Origin of the sequence: Legionella tucsonensis (assembly GCF_001468035.1) — a bacterium.
Taxonomy (GTDB): domain Bacteria; phylum Pseudomonadota; class Gammaproteobacteria; order Legionellales; family Legionellaceae; genus Legionella; species Legionella tucsonensis.
Window position 1 is genome coordinate 1,992,898 of the sequence record NZ_LNZA01000001.1, and the last position, 20,581, is coordinate 2,013,478.

Consider the following 20,581-nt stretch of genomic DNA (forward strand, 5'->3'; position numbering starts at 1 on the left):
TAAAACCCTCCACCCTATGGAGGGTTTTTTTTATAATCGAATACAGAGTATTTTTGATTTCTTATCATTATTGTCCCGTAGTATTTCTTACAAAACGCAATAATATATGATCGGTTCGCGCTGCAGACTCCTGGATGGCCTTATTGGGATTTAGAAAACCAGCAAACATCGCCTCCAAAACCTCATCATTGATACTTCGAATCTGATTTTGTGGACCAAAATGTTGTAGTGGTTTTTCTTGTAATTCACCAGCTAAATCAGTACGCGCCATCAATAAGGTAGGATGACGGCTGCTGCGCAAAATATCTTCATAAATACCTTGTAGCCCTATGGGAAGATAGCCTGTATGTTCATGCCAACGTTTTTGTGTTTCGGGTTTGGCAATAAAAGCAAAGAATTGGGCTATCCCTTTATATTGTTCCTTCGTTTGCCCGGCAACAGCCCATAATGCAGCACCCCCGGCAACATTTGCATGCCTTAGTTTACTTACTTCTGTATCCAAAGGCATGCTGGCAATACCTAAATGAAAGGGAACCAAGGCTGATAAGCTGTTATAAGCCCCAGAAGATTGGCTAAATAAAGGACAAATGCTGCTGGTAAATAAAATAGTGGCATCATCACCCCTGCCTGCATAACGAAAATAATGCAGTGAATGCCAACGTTGCAAACGTTCAAAATGACGAAGTAATTGCGGTGTTGCATAAACAGCACGCGCAGGATTACTCTGGGTTAACGGTAATCCATGAATCGCCAGAAATGATTCAAAAAGTACCCACCCAGGATAGGCTGTTGTATAAGTACAATCATAACCCGCTTTTTTTAACGTCTCTGCCAACACCTCCATCTCGGACCAAGTACGCGGAAAATTAGCTTGGGAATAGCCTACTTTGGCAAGTATATCAAGGTTGTAATACAAAGTTGTAACTGAGAGATTAAAAGGCAAAGCCATTAATTGGCCCTTATCGCTATAAAACTCACGAACCGATTGAATAAAATCCTCTTGGGGTAAGCTCATCCCTTGTTCTTGCATTAGTTCATCTACTGATTTGATTACCCCTTTTGGTGACTGCATAATGGCGGCCCCTACCTCAAAAACTTGCACGATTGCAGGAGGATGATGTGCTTTGAATGCAGCAGCAAAACTTGTTAATGTCTCTACATAATTTCCCTTATAAACAGGCTTAATAAAGTATTCTCTTTGACTTTGATTAAAGTCATCAGCAAGTAATTTGACTTCATCACCCAGATGTCCGGCCATTGCATGCCAAAATACCAGTTCAATTCGTTTTGCCTGAACAGAAAGAGTAGAAAAGAAAATGAATAAAAAAAGTAATAATTTTTTCATGCCAGTAAATCAGGATAATCACTAAAAACCGCATCCACCCCCCAGCCAAATAACTTGTTAGCCAAACGTCTGCGATTCACCGTATAAGTACAAAGTATATAGCCCGCGGCTTTAATTGCCTTAACTCGCTCCTCTGTTAAAACCCTGCGATTAAAATGAATGGAAAAACACGCTAACTGTTTTGCTTTTTGCAACCATTGCTCATCCCAGGCATGCAGTAGTAAACCTAATGGCATTTCTGGAGCAATACTGCGACATAAAACTAAAGCATCCCAAGAAAAACTGGAAACTAAAGGCAGATCTTTATCCTGTGGCCAATAACGTTGAATGTGGCTCATTACTGCTACTGCAGTTTGCTCTTCTGTACCAGGGTAAGGTTTAATTTCTACATTTGCCTGAACACCTGAAAAAGACAACCATTTCAGAACTTCCTTAAAATGTGGAATATGCTCACCTTTAAATTGTCGCGAAAACCAAGAGCCTGCATCCAACGAGCGCAAATAACCCGACTCAACAATGCCTACATCACCGCGTCCATTTGTTGTCCTTTTTAAATTGTCGTCATGAATTACAAAAGGTTCTCCATCGGCACTACACATAACATCAAACTCAATAAAACGACATCCTAAAGCCAAAGCCTTGTCAAAAGAGGCCAATGTATTCTCAGGAGCATAAGCAGATGCTCCTCGATGCCCAATAATTTTTTCAACAACCAACAAATTGATTCCCCTTCACTTTTCTTTAATACTATTTTTATTGCTTACGATTCGAAGCAACCTCAACGATTGCAGTTAATATTAATTCATTACTGACTGTCAAAGCCGGAGCCGCAGAAGCTGCTTCTCCTACCATCATGGTATTCATCGTCTTAGCTTGATAAGGTCTTGGCTGAGGAGGATTAGTTCCTTCAACAAAGACCAAATTACTGACACTGTAATTTTGTGCCGGGTATGCTTTATTAATGCGGGCAAGCTCATCATTCACTTGTTGATACAAGCGTTGGCGAATTTGCCCTAAAACAACCTGAGTTTCATCAAAACTTGGTTTGAAATCAACACTGGATATCTCATATTTAGCACCAGGTAAACTCACATCTTTGGCATTTTTATAAATATCAGTCAACACTTCCTGGCTCACTCGTGCTTGTGCTTGCACAAATAACTTTTCAAGGCCAGAACTATCCTGTGAACGATCGAATTCGATCAAATGCCATTCTCCTTTTGCGATTTTGTTTAATCGCTCCATAATATCAGCACGCGCCTTCACTAAATCAGCACTGGTTAAAGTCACATTAATACTGACTCCCAATAAAGCAGTTTGAGTTGTAACCCATTGTTTTGCTGAAACTTGAAAATCAATTTTATCAAGAACTAACTGAGAAGAAAGGGGAGGCGGTAAAACATTTTCAGCAAAAGCAAACGGCGTAACTAACATTAACGCTAACATTCTGACAGCTACTTGGCGCATGACTCTCTCCAACTTGATGAATAATGAAATTAAGTGTATACCAGCATACCTTAAGACACCAAATTATTAACCTTACCATTGATTTAATCAAAAAATAGGAATATAACTTCTGAAAAATATTTGCAAGAGGAGCATAAACAATGATGTCAGTGGACATATCAAATAATAACTCAATAATAGCCGAAGATGATTTCCTCGATTACGCCCTCTCTCATGGTTTTGGTGACTTACATTTTAAAGTAGATCCTGCAACTGGAATGAAAGCAATAATCGCCATTCACAATACCAAATTAGGTCCTGCTTTAGGTGGTTGTCGTTTTATTGAATATCCGAATACTTATGCCGCGATCCAAGATGCCATGCGTCTTGCGCGAGGAATGAGTTTCAAGGCGGCATCGGTCAACCTGCCTTTGGGAGGTGGTAAATCCGTTATTATCAAACCCAATGGTCCGTTTGATCGCACCCAATACATGCATCAATTTGGTCGATTTGTTAATGAATTAAACGGACGTTATATCACTGCGCTTGACAGCGGAACTGAATTGCCAGATATGGATATTATTGGGGAACATACTCCCTATGTAGCCAGCTTATCCAAATACCATGGTGATCCATCTCCTTCTACAGCCAGAGGGATTCTACGAGGCATTCAAGCAGCTGTTGCCTTTAAATTAGGAAAAGAAAGCCTAAAAGACATTCATGTAGCCATTCAGGGTTTAGGTCATGTTGGATTTTTGCTCGCCAGACAGTTACATGAACTAGGAGCTACACTAACTGTAGCTGATGTTTCTCCAACTGCAGTTGATCGTGCTGTTACTGAATTTGGTGCTAAAGCAATAAGTACTGATAAAATTCACAAGGTTCCCTGTGACGTTTTTGCACCTTGTGCCTTAGGTGCAATTATCAATGACATCTCTATTTCTCAACTGCAAACTGCAATTATCGCCGGAGCAGCAAATAACCAGCTGGCTCATACGTATCATGGTAAAAAACTACATGATAAAGGTATTTTATTTGCTGTGGACTACGTCATTAATGCAGGTGGATTAATTTTTGCAGCATCTAAATATCTTCATACTCCTGAAGAAAAAATTAATGAACAGATTGATGCAATTTATGGCCATCTAACTGAAATTTTTGCTCTGTCTGTTAAAGAAAATTTACCTACCAGTGACATTGCAGATAATTTGGCAAAAGAGAAACTATCTTAAAGAAATATTATGAAACATTTAAGTCTGACTCCTGACCTTTATGAATACATGCTGAATAAATCTTTGCGTGAACACCCTTCTCTGACTGGTTTACGCAAAGAAACCTCTACTATGGAGTTGGCAAACATGCAAGTCGCGCCGGAGCAAGCACAGTTTATGCAATTGCTCTTGCGTTTGATTCATGCAAAAAATGTTTTAGAGTTAGGTACATTTACTGGTTATAGTGCTTTAGCAATGTCTTTAATGCTTCCTGATGACGGTAAGCTCATTACCTGTGACATCAATGCAGAATGGACAAGTAAAGCACATCTTTTCTGGAAAGAGGCAAAACAAGACCATAAAATTGAATTACGACTTGGTCGTGCATTAGATACCTTACACGCGTTAATCGCTGAGGGTTGGGAGCAAAAATTTGATTTCATTTTTATTGATGCCGACAAAACCAACTATGTGAATTACTATGAATTGGCATTAAAACTAATTCAACCTCAAGGGTTAATCGCCATAGATAATATATTCTGGGATGGTAAAGTAATCGATGGGAATGAAACAGGTGGACAAACCAGAGAAATTAGGAAACTTAACGAATTGATTAAAAATGATCAACGTGTGTTTATTAGTTTATTGCCAATAGCAGATGGATTATTTTTAGTACAACCAACTTAAGGACACAACGTAGCCTGGGTAAGGCACAGTAGCACCCAGGAATTTTGAAAACTCAGGTTTCACGGTACTTCACCCAAGCTACAGAAACTTACTTTCCACATTTTCTGTAGAGGAAGTGATTGTTATTAGGTAAATCATTTTAAAGGAGTAAATAGACAATGCAAACAAACAACAACCCTTGTGGATTAGATGGTTTTGCTTTCCTAGAATTTTCAGGTCCAGATAAAAAACGCCTGCATCAACAATTCACTGACATGGGTTTCCAAGCTACTGCACATCATAAAAACCAAGACATCACCTTATTTCAACAAGGTGAAATTCAATTTATAGTAAATGCGGCAACCAATTGCCAAGCTGAGGATCATGCCAAGACTCATGGAGCAGGGGCATGCGCCATGGGATTTAAAGTCAAAAATGCCAAAGCAGCATTTGAACATGCAATCAAGCATGGAGCGATTGCTTTTGAAGATTGTACACATGCTCATCATGGTTTACTTGGTATCCAGGCTATAGGTGGAAGTGTTATTTATTTTGTTGATGATCAACATCAACCCTTCTCTGCTCATTGGGAACATCAACCCAATAAAAAAGTAGAAGGAAATGGTTTAATCATGATTGATCATTTAACCCATAACGTATTTCGCGGCAACATGGATAAATGGGCTCAGTTTTACGAATCCATTTTTAACTTCCAGGAAATTCGTTATTTTAATATTAAAGGAAAAATGACTGGCTTATTAAGTCGCGCTCTGGGTAGCCCTTGTGGAAAAATCAAAATCCCTTTGAATGAATCCAAAGATGATTTGTCACAAATTGAAGAGTTTCTTCACGAATACAAAGGTGAAGGCATCCAACATATCGCATTAACCACGAATAATATTTATCGTACCGTGCATACATTAAGAGAACAAGGCGTTAAATTCCTTGATGTCCCGGATACCTACTACGAAATGTTACATGATCGCCTTCCCTGGCATCAAGAGCAAGTCGATAAACTTCAGGAAGAGAAAATTTTGATTGATGGCGAAAGTGATCCGAAACATGGTTTATTACTGCAAATCTTTACTGAAAATATCTTCGGCCCTGTATTTTTTGAAATTATTCAACGCAAGGGAAATCAGGGATTTGGTGAAGGTAACTTTCAGGCTTTATTCGAAGCCATTGAACGAGATCAAATAAAACGTGGTACTTTGAAAGAAGAATCTGTGTAAAGAATATAGCCGATGACTTTGTAGCCTGGGTGCAGCGCAGTGGAACCCGGGTTTTTACAAGCATGAGTTACTTCTCAATCCCGGGTTCCACTGCGCTGCACCCAGGCAACACCTATTAATGAGGGCTTATGAAACTTGCCAGTTTAAAATCAACATCACGAGATGGAGAATTATGTGTAGTCAATCAAACGTTGACTCTTGCAATACGTGTACCCCAGATTGCAGCCAATTTGCAATATGCTCTAGAACATTGGGATACAGTAAAAGAAAAATTACAAGAGGTCTATCAACAACTTAATGAAGGACATTTGGAAAATACCTTTAGTTTTGATCCGCAACACTGCGCATCACCCTTACCCCGTGCCTATCAATGGGCTGATGGCAGCGCTTATGTCAACCATGTTGAGCTTGTGCGCAAAGCTCGTGGGGCTGAGCTGCCAGCAAATTTTTGGACTGATCCTTTGATGTACCAAGGAGGTTCTGATTCCTTCCTTGGCCCCAGAGATCCCATTTTAGTTGCCGATGAGGCGTATGGCATTGATTTTGAAGCAGAGGTTGCCGTGGTAACTGGTGATGTTCCTATGGGTATAAGCTCTAAAGATGCAGGACAATATATTAAATTGTTGATGCTGGTTAATGATGTCTCATTGCGTAACTTAATTCCGGATGAGTTGGCAAAAGGCTTTGGGTTTTTCCATTCCAAACCTTCAAGCAGTTTTTCTCCAGTAGCCATTACTCCCGATGAATTAGGCACTGATTGGGACGGTGAACGAGTGCACCTTCCTTTATTGAGTCATCTAAATGGACAATTATTTGGCCAACCCAACGCCGGAATTGACATGACCTTTTCTTTTCCAGAGCTAATTCAACACGCTGCAAAAACCAGAGTCCTCAGTGCTGGAACAATTATTGGTTCAGGTACTGTTTCGAATCTTGATCGCAGCAAAGGATCCTCATGTATTGCCGAAAAAAGAATGCTGGAAATCATAGAACAGGGACAGGCAAAAATGTCTTTTATGCATTTTGGGGATCGCATTCGTATTGAAATGCTTGATAAACAAGGAAAAAACCTGTTTGGCTCAATCGATCAAGTCGTTGAACGGATATAAGCAATGAAACTTTATGACTATTTTCGCTCAACGGCATGTTATCGTGTTCGTATTGCTCTGAACCTAAAAAATATCGCTTATGAAAAAATTGATATTCATTTAGTGAATCATGGTGGAGAGCAACATAGCCCTGAATATCAAAAGATAAATCCTCAAGAATTGGTTCCCAGCTTGGAAGTCAATGGGAAAGTTATCAGTCAATCACTTGCCATTATCGACTATCTGGATGAAACTTACCCAACCCCTGCTCTATTACCTCAAAATCCTCTGGATAGAGCTGCAGTAAGATCACTTGCCTTAATCGTTGCTTGTGATATGCATCCCCTGAATAACTTAAGAGTATTAAATCGATTAAAAGAGCAACTTCAGGCGAATGAAAAACACGTTACAGAATGGTATCACCATTGGCTTAAAGCAGGATTTGACGCTTTTGAAGCAAACCTGCAACATATTGAGCGCAGTCAATCTTTTTGCTTCGGTAACGCCATTACTTTGGCTGATCTCTGCCTGATTCCTCAGGTCTACAATGCAAATCGTTTTCATTTTGCAATGGACAGCTACCCTCTTATCAATGAAATCAATACTCATTGTTTGACTCTGGAACCATTTAAAAAAGCAGTTCCGGAAGCATAATAAGGAAATGTACTAGTGATCATCTCAAGAGGGTTATCCACTACGAACTTCATAATTTCTTCAATATTCTGTATTCAGAACCACGCTTTACTTAGTTCTACAGTCACAACACCTTGGGGAGTTTTTTCAAGCATACTCCATACAGTTTTACATCGTTGTAAATGACCCACCAGGTAATTTTTATTACTGCATTTGTAACGCACTGGCATTTGTTCGTAAATTTTTCCTGAATTAATTGCCTTACAACGCTCTCCATTGGTTAACTCAACTCCCCAAGGGTAAGCGCGAGACATATCCAAAGTTTCATTGAGCTCATTATTCAACGGCTCCTTCACCTTAATCAGCACACTGTCTCCGATCCAAGGAGATTGAGGACATAAAGCCTCTGTTCTGTTAGGGCCTGATTTCACAAAGCACGGATCATAAGTTTTGCCATTTGCACTACAATGCCAGGCATCTTCGCGGACAATGAGTTGCGATTGAGAATAGCACTCACCCGTAAGTATCTTTTTCACTTGTGGAGTTACCTGTTCTATCGTATCACCATAAGGTCTGTATAATTTTAATATCGTATCATTTGCTGCAACCATAAAAGAACAAAAGAACAATGAAATACAGGGTACTATTCGCAACATAATGTTTCCTCAATGACTCTAGTTCCAGCTTATAACTCTGCTATTTTGTCTGAAGGCTTTGAGTTTCTACTCCGATGCCAAAAAGTAAAGCCTTGCGATTTAATCTGCGAATTGTATACAGATTTCACTTAAGCACGTTCATTTGCTGATATAAAATTTAAAAATTATATTTTAGGAGTATCGCACTGGAGCAGAAAAATCCATGCCTTTTAGTACCAAGACAGTAGAAATGCGGATAACCCCAGTGTATCATCTCATTTTTAGTTAAAGGTATCTATACTTCATGAGGTCACAAATTGCGATTTTTGGCATATCCAGTCTCGCTAACCTAATGAATTCTTCAATCGAAAATGTATATCAGATTGATAGAAATATATACAGAGTGAGGAGTAAAAAATGACCAAAGTTTTTACCATAAAACAGTGTTTAGATGGTGAAATCAGCATTGATGAACACGTTATTGTCAGAGGTTGGGTAAAGACCCGACGTGATTCCAAAATGGGCTTATCTTTTATTAGCCTGCATGATGGCTCTTGTTTTGCTCCTATTCAAATCGTAGCAACAGATGGTTTATCTAATTATCATGAAGAAGTCAGCAAACTTACTGCTGGATGCTCTCTGATTGCATCAGGAAAATTAGTCGCTTCACAAGGAAAAGGCCAAGCTTTTGAAATTCAGGCTGACTCGATTAAAGTTATAGGTTGGGTAGAAAATCCAGATACCTATCCTATTCAGGCGAAACGCCATACACTGGAATTTCTACGTGAGGTAGCTCATCTGCGACCTCGTACAAATACAATTAGTGCGGTTACGCGAATCCGTCATTGTCTATCACAAGCCATCCATCGTTTTTTCCATGAACAAGGTTTTTTCTGGGTACATACCCCCATTATCACTTCAAGCGATTGTGAAGGTGCGGGTGAAATGTTTCGCGTATCCACTTTAGATCTTTTAAATGTACCTAAAAATGAATACGGCCAAATTGACTTTAGCAAAGACTTTTTTGGTAAAGAGACTTTTCTTACTGTTTCAGGTCAGTTAAACCTAGAGGCCTATTGTATGGCTATGTCCAAAGTATATACTTTTGGGCCAACTTTTCGTGCAGAAAACTCAAATACAAGCCGTCATCTGGCTGAATTCTGGATGATCGAACCTGAAGTTGCTTTTGCTACTTTGCAAGATATTTGTGATTTAAGTCAAAGTATGCTGCGCTATTTATGCAAAGCTGTTTTGGATGAGCGTGCAGATGATATGGACTTTTTCAATCAATTCGTTGCTCCCGGATGTATCGAACGTCTAGAACATATTGTTGAGTCAGATTTTGAAATCATGACTTACACTGATGCTATTAAAATTTTGGAAAAATCAGATCAATCATTTGAATTCCCTGTAAGTTGGGGGTTAGACTTACAATCCGAGCATGAACGCTATTTAGCAGAAATTTATTGCAAAAAGCCCGTGATACTGACAAATTATCCTCAAGAAATTAAAGGTTTTTACATGCGCCTCAATGATGATGGGAAAACAGTTGCAGCTATGGATGTTTTAGCACCTGGAATTGGCGAAATCATTGGAGGAAGTCAGCGCGAAGAACGCCTGGATATTCTGGATAAACGCATCGAAGAATGCAATCTAAATAAAGAAAGCTACCAATGGTATAGGGATCTACGCCGTTACGGTACCGTACCTCATGCAGGATTTGGTTTGGGTTTCGAACGATTGGTAAGCTATGTTACCGGTCTAGCCAACGTACGCGATGTCATTCCTTTCCCACGTACACCAGGACATGCCGATTATTAAGAGAATGACCGTGGTTAAATCAGTTCATGTTCTAATAGTAGGTGCTGGGATCTCAGGATTGGCTTTGGCTAACTTATTAGTTCATGGCAATAAAAAAGTTAAATTTCGCGTAACAATATTCGAGTCTCGACCTGATGGTAATAATCAGGAAAGTATAGGTGGTGGAATAGGCCTTTGGCCGCCAAGCCAGTTCGTATTACGAAATATACCAAACTACCAAAATTTTATTGAACAATTTGGTTATAATATGCCATCCCCCAGTTACCGAGATTCTGATGGAAGGATATTGGCAAGAGCGAATGAAGATTTTGGTAGCCGATTTCCTGTTGAATGTTTAAACCGGGACGATTTAATAAATATGTTGTTAGCAGGTTTAAAAGATAGAGATGATGTTGAAATTATTACATCACAAAAAATCTGCGGATACGAAAGAGATAATGATCAAATAGTAATTAATATTGATGGTAATAAATTATATAAAGGTGATTTACTCATCGCTTGTGATGGCATTCATTCACAAATCAGAAATTGCCTCATGTCTGAGTTAAAACGTCCACCAGTCCTCGAAACCGATCTTGGTTATACTTATTTTCGCGCAAATGCTCAGATTCCTCTTGAGACCAACCATAAATGGTGGTCAGTATCATTTGAAACATGGGGAACTTGCCAATCTAAAAAATATGGAAGTCATGAAATTCGCTTTGGTTATGTTCCGCTAAAGCCACCAAATGTTTTTTGGTTTATCGCCATTAAGACTCAGAAAAATCACAAGTATCTCTCTCCGATTAACGGCGTAAAATTAGTTGACGAGGACACTAAGGAGTTTCTGAAAGATTTGGTTAGAGAATGGAAACCTATTCATACAGATTCTGGAGACGTCGCCGTTAATTATGAAGAATTAATTAATTTGACACATAAAATACTCAGAACAGATATTGCTAAAATTGAAGGAGTTGAAAAATTTCCTTGGACATCACGAGACAACCGGGTTGTGTTGCTGGGGGATTCAGCGCATGCTACTGCACCCAATATTGCTCAGGGAGCCGGCTTGTGTATCGAGGATGCAGCTTGCCTGGCATCTAGGTTGAATAGAGTTGACTATTTACAAGGCATATCTCAATATGTGCGAGAACGAAAGCCACGTGCTAAAACAGTTCAAAATGTCGCGGATCTCGTTGCGTCAGTGGGACAAGTGAGAAATCCAATACTTAAAATATTAAGAAACGGTATCATGCGTGCAGCGACTCACTTTACTCCCTCGTTGCAGCGACGTATATTTGAATATTCAGTATCTTTCAGCTTAGGCGGCTCAACGAGATCAACATACTGGCAGGCGCCTCGATTATCGATTACTGATGATGCACCATCTTCTTTATTCGGTAGAGTTTTTCCTAACCCCCATTTACCAGAAAATCATGTAAAAGATTTTAAAACTTCCAGCACTGGAGGCAGTGGTTTAGGTGTTGTTACAGTAGAAAAGCCTACATTTTTTGCAAAAATATTCGGAGCTCTTGCAGGTTTCCCCAGTGATATGAATCAGCAACCGTTTTACGCAGAAGTAATCAATTTATCTAAAGATGTACAACGTTGGAATAGAGTATTTGGTTATAACACGCTGCATCAGAAAACATATTCAACCACACATTCGCTATATTCCGGGTTTAACCGGCAAATGTATTTAAGTGAAGGTATTGGTGGTTTTATGGACAAAGCCATTCGATTTATTTACAAAATAAACCTTCAACCAGATAAGTCATTAAAATATGAATCCCAAGGTATAACACTTTTTGATTCATTCAAAATACCATTACCCACGTTTTTATTACCAAAATCAGAGTGGATCGAAAAACCAACAGATAAAGGATGGAAGTTCGATGGCAAAATCTCTTTTCCTATGATTGGCACCTTGTTGCATTATTATGGTCATTTTCAAGTTGACAAAAAAGACGTTGTAAAGAATAAAAGAGCGGTTATAGCAGGTGGCTCTGGAATGATCGGAAAAGAGGTTTGTTTGGAGTTTATTAAAAAAGGGTATGATGTATATTGTTTAAGTCGTTCTTCGAATATGGAAATAAATCTTGAAGGTGTCAAGGTCAGATGCATTGATAAAGATTGGTCAGACCTAATTGATAGAAACACAATTATATTAAACTTAAGTGGAGCAAATCCGGGAGCTAAAAGATGGACCTCTTCTGTAAAATCAGATATAGCAGAATCTCGCCTTCAAGTAATTGACACAATAATTCATAACATAGAAAGAGCTCAGGAAAAACCATTCAAGTATCTACAAGCTTCAGCGGCTGGATTTTATGGTAATGCTGGCGATTCAATTTTAACTGAAGAAAGTGAATCAGTAGTCGGTAATGAACCTGGAACAAAATTCAGAGTTGACGTCTGTAAGGAAATTGAAGAAAGAGCAAATAGAGCGAATTGCAACGTAATTAATTTAAGAATTGGACATGTTTTATCGAATACAGGCGGTCTTTTGCCCTATTATAGATTCTCTGGTTTTTTCTGTGCAGGTAGATTTGGTTCTGGTAATCAATTCGTTCCTTTTGTACATATCAAGGATGTTACGAAAGCTATTGAGTTTATTGCTGACAACGACACGATTATTAACGGCGCAATAAACATAACCGCCCCGCAGCCTTGTAGCAACTCTGAAATGTTGAAAGAATTGAGATGGGTCAAATGGGGTCCTGGAATACCACTACCCGCGTCAGTTTTAAAATTACTCATCGGCGAGTCATCTGTTATATTAACGGATTCTGAACGAGTACAACCAAAAAGGTTACTCGAAAATGGGTTCAAATTTAATTACAATACCCTACATGAATCCTTATGTGGATTGAAATAGGCTTTTACGAACTTAGCTAATAACCCGAATCTACTTAAAGTCAGATAAAACACCTTCTCCTAATACCAAAACTCTATCCATCTGTTTTGCTAACTGATGATCATGGGTGACAATAACTAAAGCAGTATGCAATTTTCTATTAAGCTCCAGCATGAGATCAAATACTTTTGTTGCAGTAGTCTGGTCAAGATTTCCTGTGGGTTCATCAGCTAATACACAGTAAGGTTGATGCACTAGAGCTCTGGCTATAGCAACTCTTTGTCGCTCCCCACCTGAAAGCTGGGCAGGTTTATGCGTTTTTCTTTCTTTAAGGCCAACATCATCCAGCATTTTACTTGCTTCAACCGCTGCATCTTTCACCGAGATATTTGCTAATAATAAGGGCATGCAAACATTTTCAAGTGCGGTAAACTCGGGTAACAAGTGATGAAACTGATAGATAAATCCCAAACCTTGATTACGTAGTTTACACCGTTTTTTTTCATTTATCTTTTGCCAATTTATATCCTTAATCTGTACATCTCCGCTTGTTGGTTTATCCAATCCACCCAACAAATGCAATAAAGTGCTTTTCCCGGATCCTGAAGGTCCAATAATTGCTAAGCGTTCGCCTTGAGCTATGGACAAATCCACCCCCCGCAATACATCTACTTTAGAAGTACCGTCATTGTATGACTTACATAATTTTTCCGCATTTAAAATAATATCACTCATAATGCAAAGCCTCCGCAATCACTGTTTTTGAGGCCCGCCAGGCAGGATAAATGGTTGCAAGAAAACTCATTAATAATGCCATAACACACACTTTCCATAGATCGCTAACCAGAATTTCGGAAGGTAAATAATCAACAAAATAAATGCTGGACGATAAAACTTTAACATGAAACCAGGTTTGCAGATGATTCACAATTGTGGTTGCATTTTTTGCCAATACTAATCCACCAAGTAAACCAAACAAGGTACCTACAATTCCCACCATCATTCCTTGCACAATAAATGTCCATAATATGGTAGAAGGTGTCGCACCAATAGTTCTTAAAATTGCGATCTCTGCTTGCTTGTCATTAACAACCATCACCAAGGAAGATACCAGATTAAATGCAGCCACAGCGATAATCAATAGTAAGATCAGAAACATCATTGTTTTTTCCATTTTAACAGCTTGGAAAAATGCGCCATATTGCTGCGTCCAATTGCCTACCTGATATTCGTCACCTAATAAATGAGATAATCGAGCAGATAATTCCGGTGCTTGGTAAACATTACCTATTTTCATCTTGATTCCAGTTACCTCATCACCCATTTGCAATAATTTTTGAGCATCTCCCATGTTGATAAATGCTAATTTAGTATCAAAATTAAACCCGCTTCCAGCAGAAAAAACCCCAACTACAGTAAATCGCTTAAAACGAGGAATCATACCGGCAGGGGTAACTGTTGCCTGGGGAATCATGACGGTGACCTTATCCCCAATCATCATTCCCATACTGTCTGCAAGCCCTCTACCTAAGATAATGCCGAAATCTTTTAAATTATTTAGACTCCCCGCAAGTAATTTATCTTGTAAGTGGCTCATTTGCTGTTCTTTTTCAGGTAAAATTCCCGTCAAGACAATAGGTAAAACCTGTCCGTCATTAACCATTAATCCCTGACCGCCAACATAGGGCGCAAGTGCTTTAATTTCAGGAATCGTTTGGATTTTTTTAGCCACTTCAGGCCAATCACTAAGTCGCTCATTGGGTCCGGAAACCGTAATTTCAGGAGCCATTCCGAAAAACCGATTATGGATTTGCTGGTCAAATCCATTCATTACCGATAATACCGTAATCAGAACCATCACACCCAAGCCTATACCTAGCATCGAGCTTAACGAAATAAAAGAAACAAAATGATTCTTCTTTCTAGAACGCGTATAGCGTAACCCTATAAAAAGGGCTAATGGTTTATACATATTTGCTTTGATTTTTGGTTAAAGTCTTATTGTAGAGAAAAAATCATCCAAGAGATATACCTTATACCTGGTTCGGCTTATTTATTATTTTCTTCATCAGCTAACCCACATACTTATCCACAGAATTTGTGGATATTTACTTTATCGCAGGTTGATTGTCTTTTCTCATACATTATATTTCTATCAAAAATCATTAATTTTACAAATTGTGAATTTAATTTATTTAAAGTAAGATGTTTTATCAATCAAAACCGCATTTGACAGAAGGACACTTATGGCCTCATCGCAAGTAGAAGTAAAAAAAATCATCCTCAATGATAAGATTATTGCCTTGGTCAATAAACCCGGTGTTCATTTTGATGAAATAGATGGGCTGCTGAGTGAAGAACTTACGGTAGTCCCCGGTGGCAAAGCACTTGACCAGCTAACTGATTTCATTCATCTAGTTTCTTACATTAAAGCAAAGTGCTATTCTAATCCTGTCTTAGCCTTACAAGTATTTATCAGTGAAAATACAAACCAGGAAACACGCAAGGCTCTGATTAAAGCCATTGGAATGGCACCTGCTCGCGAGGATAAAATTTATGAACTCATCTGTTTTTTAGCCCAAAAAGATAAACTTACCCGATATACGCAAATAACCCATGTTACACCGCTTCGTTTTACCATCGACGAAGGTGGGCTGGCATATACGGAAGAATGCAGTGATTGGTATTTAATTTTTGACCTGTTCGGACTCTGTAAAAGCCTTCCTTCTGAATTAATTCCTTTAATGGCAGAATTATTAACCACAGCTAATCCCTCAATGGAAGATCTTCGAGCGCTTGAGCAATTTCTTAAATTCATAGACAAGCTCGATCTTTTACGAAAAGATATAATAGAAACAATGCTTCCTCAATTAAGATATAAAAACAGTATAGAAAAACTTCAATCTTTCCTGGGCTATTTACAGAGTAATGATTTGCTGTACCCCAACATTTTAAAACACACCCTACTCTTATTACATCATTTAGACGCACTTAAAATTTTTTTCAATGTCTACCTGCAAGAATTGCAATCTGCTAGAGCATGTCAAGAAACATTAGAAAAACTAAATCTATTTTGTCAGCTTTCTCTGCCTGAGAAAGGAAGCCATGATGATGTAGTGCCAACCAACACCCCGTTACATCAAGCCGTTATTGAACGTAACCCTTTTAATCTGGAACATTCATTGAGATTGGCAAACTCGAAGCTTCTCTTAGCTACCTCTTATGATAATACAGCCCTGATCCTAGCTTGCAAACTAGCTGATAGAGAAGCTGCAAAGCATATTTTGAAAAAAATGCGTGAGTTAAAGTGTGATGTAAATCACGCTGACCATCACGGGATGACCGCACTTCATTGGGCGAGATTTTATCATTTTGATGATTTAAGTATGGAACTTATTGCAGCAGGTGCCAATGAAGAATTAAAAACAACAAATGGTAAAAACTGTACCTACTTCGCAAAACATCAATTTACGCTTGCTGATTTTAAAATAGAGGGTCGTGAAATTGCCGAGGATTTCTTCAAATTAAAAAATTGCGCCTTGACTGACATTGCCTTTCATGCAGATAAAATTGCCTTAAATTTAAAATTAACCACATCAAAAGAAGTGCTGGATTTGTATCAAAATGATGAAACCGCTCAGATTCGCTCATCCAATCGTTTCTTCTTATTTTTTAAAACTTTTCGTACCCGATTAGTTGAATGGTTAGGCAAACAAAGAGAACTGGATTATCAATCCAGCTCCCTAGAATCCGAACAAAGGGTGGCCCCTGGCTGATGCAATAAAAATTGTAGCCAGGAATCAAGAAAGGATACTCGGTACAGTATTTTTTTAATAAACTACCGGTTATCCTATATGACTAATATGTAAAACATGCTATCAGGTAAGGTAATTTGTATGAATCCTAGCTCTTGGTATTATCCTTCACTCATTGCTTTGTGTCTTTATGGTGCCTGGGGCTATTGGGGCACAAGAGCATCAAGTTTTATTAATCCCCTATCCATCACTTTTTATTCAAGTATAGGTGTATTAATTTCTGGCATCATCGCTTTGGTATTACTTGATTTCAAGCTGGATCTTTGCCCAAAAGGGAGTACATACGGACTATTGAATGGTTTAGCAAATGGTATCGCCTGCATTTTTTTCATTGCTGCGCTTCGTAACGGACCTACAATGCCCGTAGTGCTCGTCACATCGATGTATCCTATGATTACTCTATTGTTATGCGTTGTGTTTCTTAAACAGGGGCTAACATTCAAACATGGATTGGGGATGATCCTTGCAATTCTTGCTTTAATCTTATTTGCTTCAGAATAATGGAGATTGGTGCCCAGGGCCGGAATCGAACCTAAACTTAACCATTTGATTTCAATTAATAAAAATAATAAGGACTTGGACTTTACCCAAGTTCTTACCCAACTTATGATATCTTACCACATACGAACGAATACGAACAGATAAGCAAACTTGCGAATTATGTGCTACAATGTAGCTACAAGAGCAGGAGAAAATTATGACAACCAATACAGTAGTAAGAGCAAGAATCGATGAGCAGATCAAAGAAGAGGCCACAGTAGTCCTCGCATCCATGGGGCTTACTGTATCTGATGCATTTCGTATGTTGCTGACACGAGTTGCCAAAGAGCATGCGCTGCCATTTGAGCCGCTTATTCCAAATCAAAAAACCATTGATGCGATGAAAGAAGCGCGGCGCGGTAAATTAAAATCGTTCAAAACAGTTCAATCTCTCATGGATGATTTAAACGATGAGGAAGATTGAGTACACCGCTCAGTTTAAACGTGATTTTAAACGCGAAAAGAAAGGTAAACATAAAGCTGTTTTAGACGGTATTTTTGTCGAAATAATAGATGCCTTGGCACTGGATGAATCGCTTGCTGCCAAACATCGTGACCATGCTTTATCTAATAATTGGCATGACCACCGTGATTGTCATGTTAAGCCTGATTTGGTTTTGATTTATCGCAAGCCAGATAAAGGCACATTACAGTTAGTCAGGTTAGGTTCGCATAGTGAATTAAGCCTTTAAGAACCTGTGTATTTAATTAAAAGCCATACTTTGATCTGATATCTTACCTTCAACTGATTTGAATGATTACGAAAAGGTGCAAAGATTTGTGAATTTTCAATGTGTGGTTAAATATTGACAGAGCAAATATTAGCCAGTATAGTTCGCCCCTGTTGGCTAAGACCAACAATAAACTCTAATAGTTGTACTTCAATAAAATCATAAAAATCTGTTGTAACTTTTAGAGCTATTAATAATTAACATTTTTGGGTAAATGCTCAGAAATTGATAATAGCTGTTATTAATAAGCTTAGAAAACATGTTGTGAATCAATGCTATTCACTTACCCTGACCACCAGTATAGGTGCGTAATGCTGTGCTTTTCTCTGGTTGTTAATAATGTAATTTGAAATAGACGGGTAACTTATGAAGTTTTTAAAATTTATTTTTGTGACGATTGTATTGTCTTTTAGTGCGTTAGCAGGCGCTGAACAGACTAAAGCCATAAATCACAATCTATGTTTAACGACTAACACTTAAGAATCCTATTACGTTTAAGGCAGAAAAAGTTGGACGTGGGTGTTGTTCATAGCACGGTGGTGTAAGTTATTGCGCAAGCAATCACCGCATTGTTTGTAATGATGCAACCTATTCCCCAAGCTGTCGATGCTGAGCCTTAATTTAATATATAAATCTTTGGAGTTTTAATATGAAAGTAGTAAAAAGTTTAGTAGTAGCTGGATTGATGTTAGGAGCTGTTGGGGCGAACGCAACAATTACAGATAAAGATGTGCGTGATTTTCAAAATAAGTTTGGCAGCGGATTAACAACTAAGCAATTAAATCAAATATCCAAATTTGCTAATGAGCGCGGAATGGATATGAAAACAGCAATAAATAGCATGAAAACAAAAAGCAAAGGTAATGGCTTAAGCTTGAAAACCGCAGGTGCTTTTTGTTGCTGGAATGTATCAGGCCAATATGGCAATCATTACTGGTATCAAGGTGCTGATTATTGCATGCCATCGTGCCAATAATTAATTGGCGCTTAGGCGCCTTTTTGGAGTTTTAAAATGGAAGTTGGCCTGGTGTGTACGTAGCTTCGGTTTTCGGACATAGACCTTTCTTCTCGATAATTAAACCCAAGTCTGGACGGAACAAGCGCTCACAAGATACATAAAAATTATCTGGGATTCCTTAGCGTGCGTTTTCGTACCATTGAACCTCAAACCCCTATAGTGAGTAACTAAATTAGTCAATAAACTACCGATACCCAAACCACCAAATACCCCGAGAACAGTATAACTATGCCGAATACCTTAATTTTTATTATTGTTCTGAACTGTAAGAATTTCGATGCCCTTGTTAAATATAAAATGGTTCAAGTCCATTACAATCCCACAACGGATAAGTAGCATTATCAACATCTGACATTATTATTCTAATTGTGACTCAAAAAATGCTTTTTCTCTTATAAAGCCTATTAAATGCAACGAAAATGGAGGTTGTGGATATAATCCTAGTACATCAGAGACCATTTTTTCTAAGACAGAAGTTAATTTAATTCGCTATTAATGACGCCATTGCTCCAAAAAGATATCTTTAACTTGGCTTACATGCTGTGGGTCTATTTGAATATCACTGGCAAGCAATGCATCCAAATCATGGCAGCAACCATGTACAGGTATTGTTCTCAAAATATTTTCACTATCAAAGCCTTCCTCAGAGCAAAATTGTCTAAATCCTTCAAATAATCCCTTAAGTTTGGAAATATGTGTCTGTTGTGTTTTATTGAGTAGTTCAATAAATTTCCGAGCTTGAATCGCAAAATCATCAAAGCCCTCTTTTTCCTCATATTCCAAATCTTGCTCTGAGCCCATGATAAGCAATTCCGCCCTCTTGATAAGGTTATAATGCGTGACACATTTCTCAAAAAATAATGAACCCAATACAGTAAGCGCACTAACACCCAAAGTGTACTCAAAATCATGCGCCACATATCTATATCGCGGACACGTTTGCCATAAACGATCCGCCTCTGTTTCGTCACCACGTGAAAGAGCTGCGAAAGTTAAATTTACTCGTTCCTTAGGGGTAAATTGGGTATATTGGTTGTCATTAATCTGGCGCATGGTTTATTTCTCCTTTTTCCTCTGTTTTAAGGTGCGTTCTATCTCTTGAAGCCGTATTGAAAGATCAGATGTTTCAATGTTTTTCCGTTGCGTATCAATTACCCCCATGATTGCTTTCCCTTGCTCCGGTGTTATTTCACCCAGTGAAACAGCCTGTAGAATAGCCTCCCCTCGCATAGATAATGTTAATGCGCTGTTATCATTTGTTGAGGGCAATTGCACGGTAACAGCATCATCTGTTGGTTTAGCAGGAAGCATGCGGTCAAGAAATAATCGCAACATTGCTTCATTACCATCAAGTGCTAAATTAATTGCTGTTTCAAATAAGGCAGCTTGGTGAGGCTCAACGAAACTGCTAAATAATTGTTGACGTGAACCAGTGCCTTTAGGGCGTCCATTTGGATTACCGCTGATACCTGACTTAAATGTCATTTTAAATCACTCCTAGCTTGTTTTTTCTTGTTATTAACAAGATACTCAACTCATTCATTTACTGCGGTTTTTTTAACTG

General features: G+C 38.5%; 20 protein-coding genes. 12 read left to right on the forward strand and 8 right to left on the reverse strand.

The window, feature by feature from the left end; genetic code table 11:
* Nucleotides 1–67: 67 nt before the first annotated feature.
* The 3 genes from Ltuc_RS08740 to Ltuc_RS08750 are packed head-to-tail and all read right to left on the reverse strand — an operon-like array spanning nt 68 to nt 2,812.
* Nucleotides 68–1,345 carry an extracellular solute-binding protein gene (locus tag Ltuc_RS08740; RefSeq protein WP_058520887.1) on the reverse strand — a complete coding sequence of 426 codons (1,278 nt, stop codon included), beginning with the start codon at nt 1,343–1,345 and terminating at the stop codon, nt 68–70.
* Nucleotides 1,342–2,061 carry a glycerophosphodiester phosphodiesterase gene (ugpQ, locus tag Ltuc_RS08745; RefSeq protein ID WP_133138370.1) on the reverse strand — a complete coding sequence of 240 codons (720 nt, stop codon included), beginning with the start codon at nt 2,059–2,061 and terminating at the stop codon, nt 1,342–1,344. Before ugpQ ends, Ltuc_RS08740 begins: the two co-directional genes overlap by 4 nt.
* A gap of 37 nt (nt 2,062–2,098) precedes the next feature.
* Nucleotides 2,099–2,812 (reverse strand): hypothetical protein, encoded by a 714-nt coding sequence (locus Ltuc_RS08750; RefSeq protein ID WP_058520889.1) that lies wholly within the window; start codon nt 2,810–2,812, stop codon nt 2,099–2,101.
* Between the two features lie 140 nt (nt 2,813–2,952).
* On the opposite strand from Ltuc_RS08750, the gene Ltuc_RS08755 reads away from it, so the two are divergent.
* The 5 genes from Ltuc_RS08755 to maiA all read left to right on the forward strand — a co-directional run bounded on the left by Ltuc_RS08755 (nt 2,953) and on the right by maiA (nt 7,642).
* A complete protein-coding gene (locus tag Ltuc_RS08755; protein WP_058520890.1) occupies nt 2,953–4,023 on the forward strand; it encodes a Leu/Phe/Val dehydrogenase in 1,071 nt (356 codons plus the stop codon).
* 9 nt (nt 4,024–4,032) lie between these two features.
* A complete protein-coding gene (locus Ltuc_RS08760) occupies nt 4,033–4,689 on the forward strand; it encodes a class I SAM-dependent methyltransferase (protein WP_058520891.1) in 657 nt (218 codons plus the stop codon).
* A 158-nt stretch (nt 4,690–4,847) separates the two neighbouring features.
* Nucleotides 4,848–5,900, forward strand: a complete 1,053-nt coding sequence (gene hppD, locus Ltuc_RS08765; RefSeq protein ID WP_058520892.1) for a 4-hydroxyphenylpyruvate dioxygenase — start codon at nt 4,848–4,850, stop codon at nt 5,898–5,900.
* 128 nt (nt 5,901–6,028) lie between these two features.
* Nucleotides 6,029–7,009 (forward strand): fumarylacetoacetate hydrolase family protein, encoded by a 981-nt coding sequence (locus Ltuc_RS08770; protein ID WP_058520893.1) that lies wholly within the window; start codon nt 6,029–6,031, stop codon nt 7,007–7,009.
* Nucleotides 7,010–7,012: 3 nt separating this feature from the next.
* Nucleotides 7,013–7,642, forward strand: a complete 630-nt coding sequence (maiA, locus tag Ltuc_RS08775; protein WP_058520894.1) for a maleylacetoacetate isomerase — start codon at nt 7,013–7,015, stop codon at nt 7,640–7,642.
* 74 nt (nt 7,643–7,716) lie between these two features.
* Here the strand turns inward: maiA and Ltuc_RS08780 are convergent, their stop codons facing one another.
* Nucleotides 7,717–8,277, reverse strand: a complete 561-nt coding sequence (locus tag Ltuc_RS08780) for a hypothetical protein (protein WP_058520895.1) — start codon at nt 8,275–8,277, stop codon at nt 7,717–7,719.
* 396 nt (nt 8,278–8,673) lie between these two features.
* Here Ltuc_RS08780 and asnS point away from each other — a divergent pair, with 396 nt between their 5' ends.
* Entirely contained in the window at nt 8,674–10,077 is a 1,404-nt protein-coding gene (gene asnS / locus Ltuc_RS08785) for an asparagine--tRNA ligase (protein ID WP_058520896.1), read from the forward strand.
* Nucleotides 10,078–10,081: 4 nt separating this feature from the next.
* The gene (locus tag Ltuc_RS15790; protein WP_274519411.1) at nt 10,082–12,934 is read left to right on the forward strand and encodes a TIGR01777 family oxidoreductase; all 2,853 of its coding nucleotides are present in this window, start codon (nt 10,082–10,084) and stop codon (nt 12,932–12,934) included.
* 30 nt (nt 12,935–12,964) lie between these two features.
* Here the strand turns inward: Ltuc_RS15790 and lolD are convergent, their stop codons facing one another.
* Nucleotides 12,965–13,648 carry a lipoprotein-releasing ABC transporter ATP-binding protein LolD gene (gene lolD, locus Ltuc_RS08795; RefSeq protein ID WP_058520898.1) on the reverse strand — a complete coding sequence of 228 codons (684 nt, stop codon included), beginning with the start codon at nt 13,646–13,648 and terminating at the stop codon, nt 12,965–12,967.
* A complete protein-coding gene (locus tag Ltuc_RS08800; protein ID WP_058520899.1) occupies nt 13,641–14,885 on the reverse strand; it encodes a lipoprotein-releasing ABC transporter permease subunit in 1,245 nt (414 codons plus the stop codon). The genes lolD and Ltuc_RS08800 overlap by 8 nt, the downstream gene beginning before the upstream one ends.
* A 274-nt stretch (nt 14,886–15,159) precedes the next feature.
* On the opposite strand from Ltuc_RS08800, the gene ankQ reads away from it, so the two are divergent.
* The 5 genes from ankQ to Ltuc_RS08825 all read left to right on the forward strand — a co-directional run bounded on the left by ankQ (nt 15,160) and on the right by Ltuc_RS08825 (nt 18,975).
* The gene (gene ankQ / locus Ltuc_RS08805) at nt 15,160–16,689 is read left to right on the forward strand and encodes a Dot/Icm T4SS effector AnkQ/LegA10 (protein ID WP_058520900.1); all 1,530 of its coding nucleotides are present in this window, start codon (nt 15,160–15,162) and stop codon (nt 16,687–16,689) included.
* Nucleotides 16,690–16,809: 120 nt separating this feature from the next.
* Nucleotides 16,810–17,229: an EamA family transporter gene (locus tag Ltuc_RS08810; protein ID WP_058520901.1), complete on the forward strand. Its 420-nt coding sequence runs from the start codon at nt 16,810–16,812 to the stop codon at nt 17,227–17,229.
* Between the two features lie 196 nt (nt 17,230–17,425).
* On the forward strand, nt 17,426–17,692 hold the full coding sequence (locus Ltuc_RS08815) for a type II toxin-antitoxin system RelB/DinJ family antitoxin (RefSeq protein WP_058520902.1): 267 nt from the start codon (nt 17,426–17,428) through the stop codon (nt 17,690–17,692).
* On the forward strand, nt 17,679–17,960 hold the full coding sequence (locus Ltuc_RS08820; protein ID WP_058520903.1) for a type II toxin-antitoxin system YafQ family toxin: 282 nt from the start codon (nt 17,679–17,681) through the stop codon (nt 17,958–17,960). The genes Ltuc_RS08815 and Ltuc_RS08820 overlap by 14 nt, the downstream gene beginning before the upstream one ends.
* A gap of 688 nt (nt 17,961–18,648) precedes the next feature.
* On the forward strand, nt 18,649–18,975 hold the full coding sequence (locus tag Ltuc_RS08825) for a hypothetical protein (protein ID WP_058520904.1): 327 nt from the start codon (nt 18,649–18,651) through the stop codon (nt 18,973–18,975).
* Between the two features lie 534 nt (nt 18,976–19,509).
* On the opposite strand, the gene Ltuc_RS08830 is transcribed toward Ltuc_RS08825, so the two are convergent.
* Together Ltuc_RS08830 and Ltuc_RS08835 are read right to left on the reverse strand one after the other, a co-directional pair.
* Nucleotides 19,510–20,070, reverse strand: coding sequence for a hypothetical protein (locus Ltuc_RS08830; RefSeq protein ID WP_058520905.1), 561 nt, complete (start codon nt 20,068–20,070; stop codon nt 19,510–19,512).
* A 3-nt stretch (nt 20,071–20,073) separates the two neighbouring features.
* Nucleotides 20,074–20,502, reverse strand: a complete 429-nt coding sequence (locus tag Ltuc_RS08835) for a hypothetical protein (RefSeq protein ID WP_058520906.1) — start codon at nt 20,500–20,502, stop codon at nt 20,074–20,076.
* Nucleotides 20,503–20,581 lie beyond the last annotated feature (79 nt).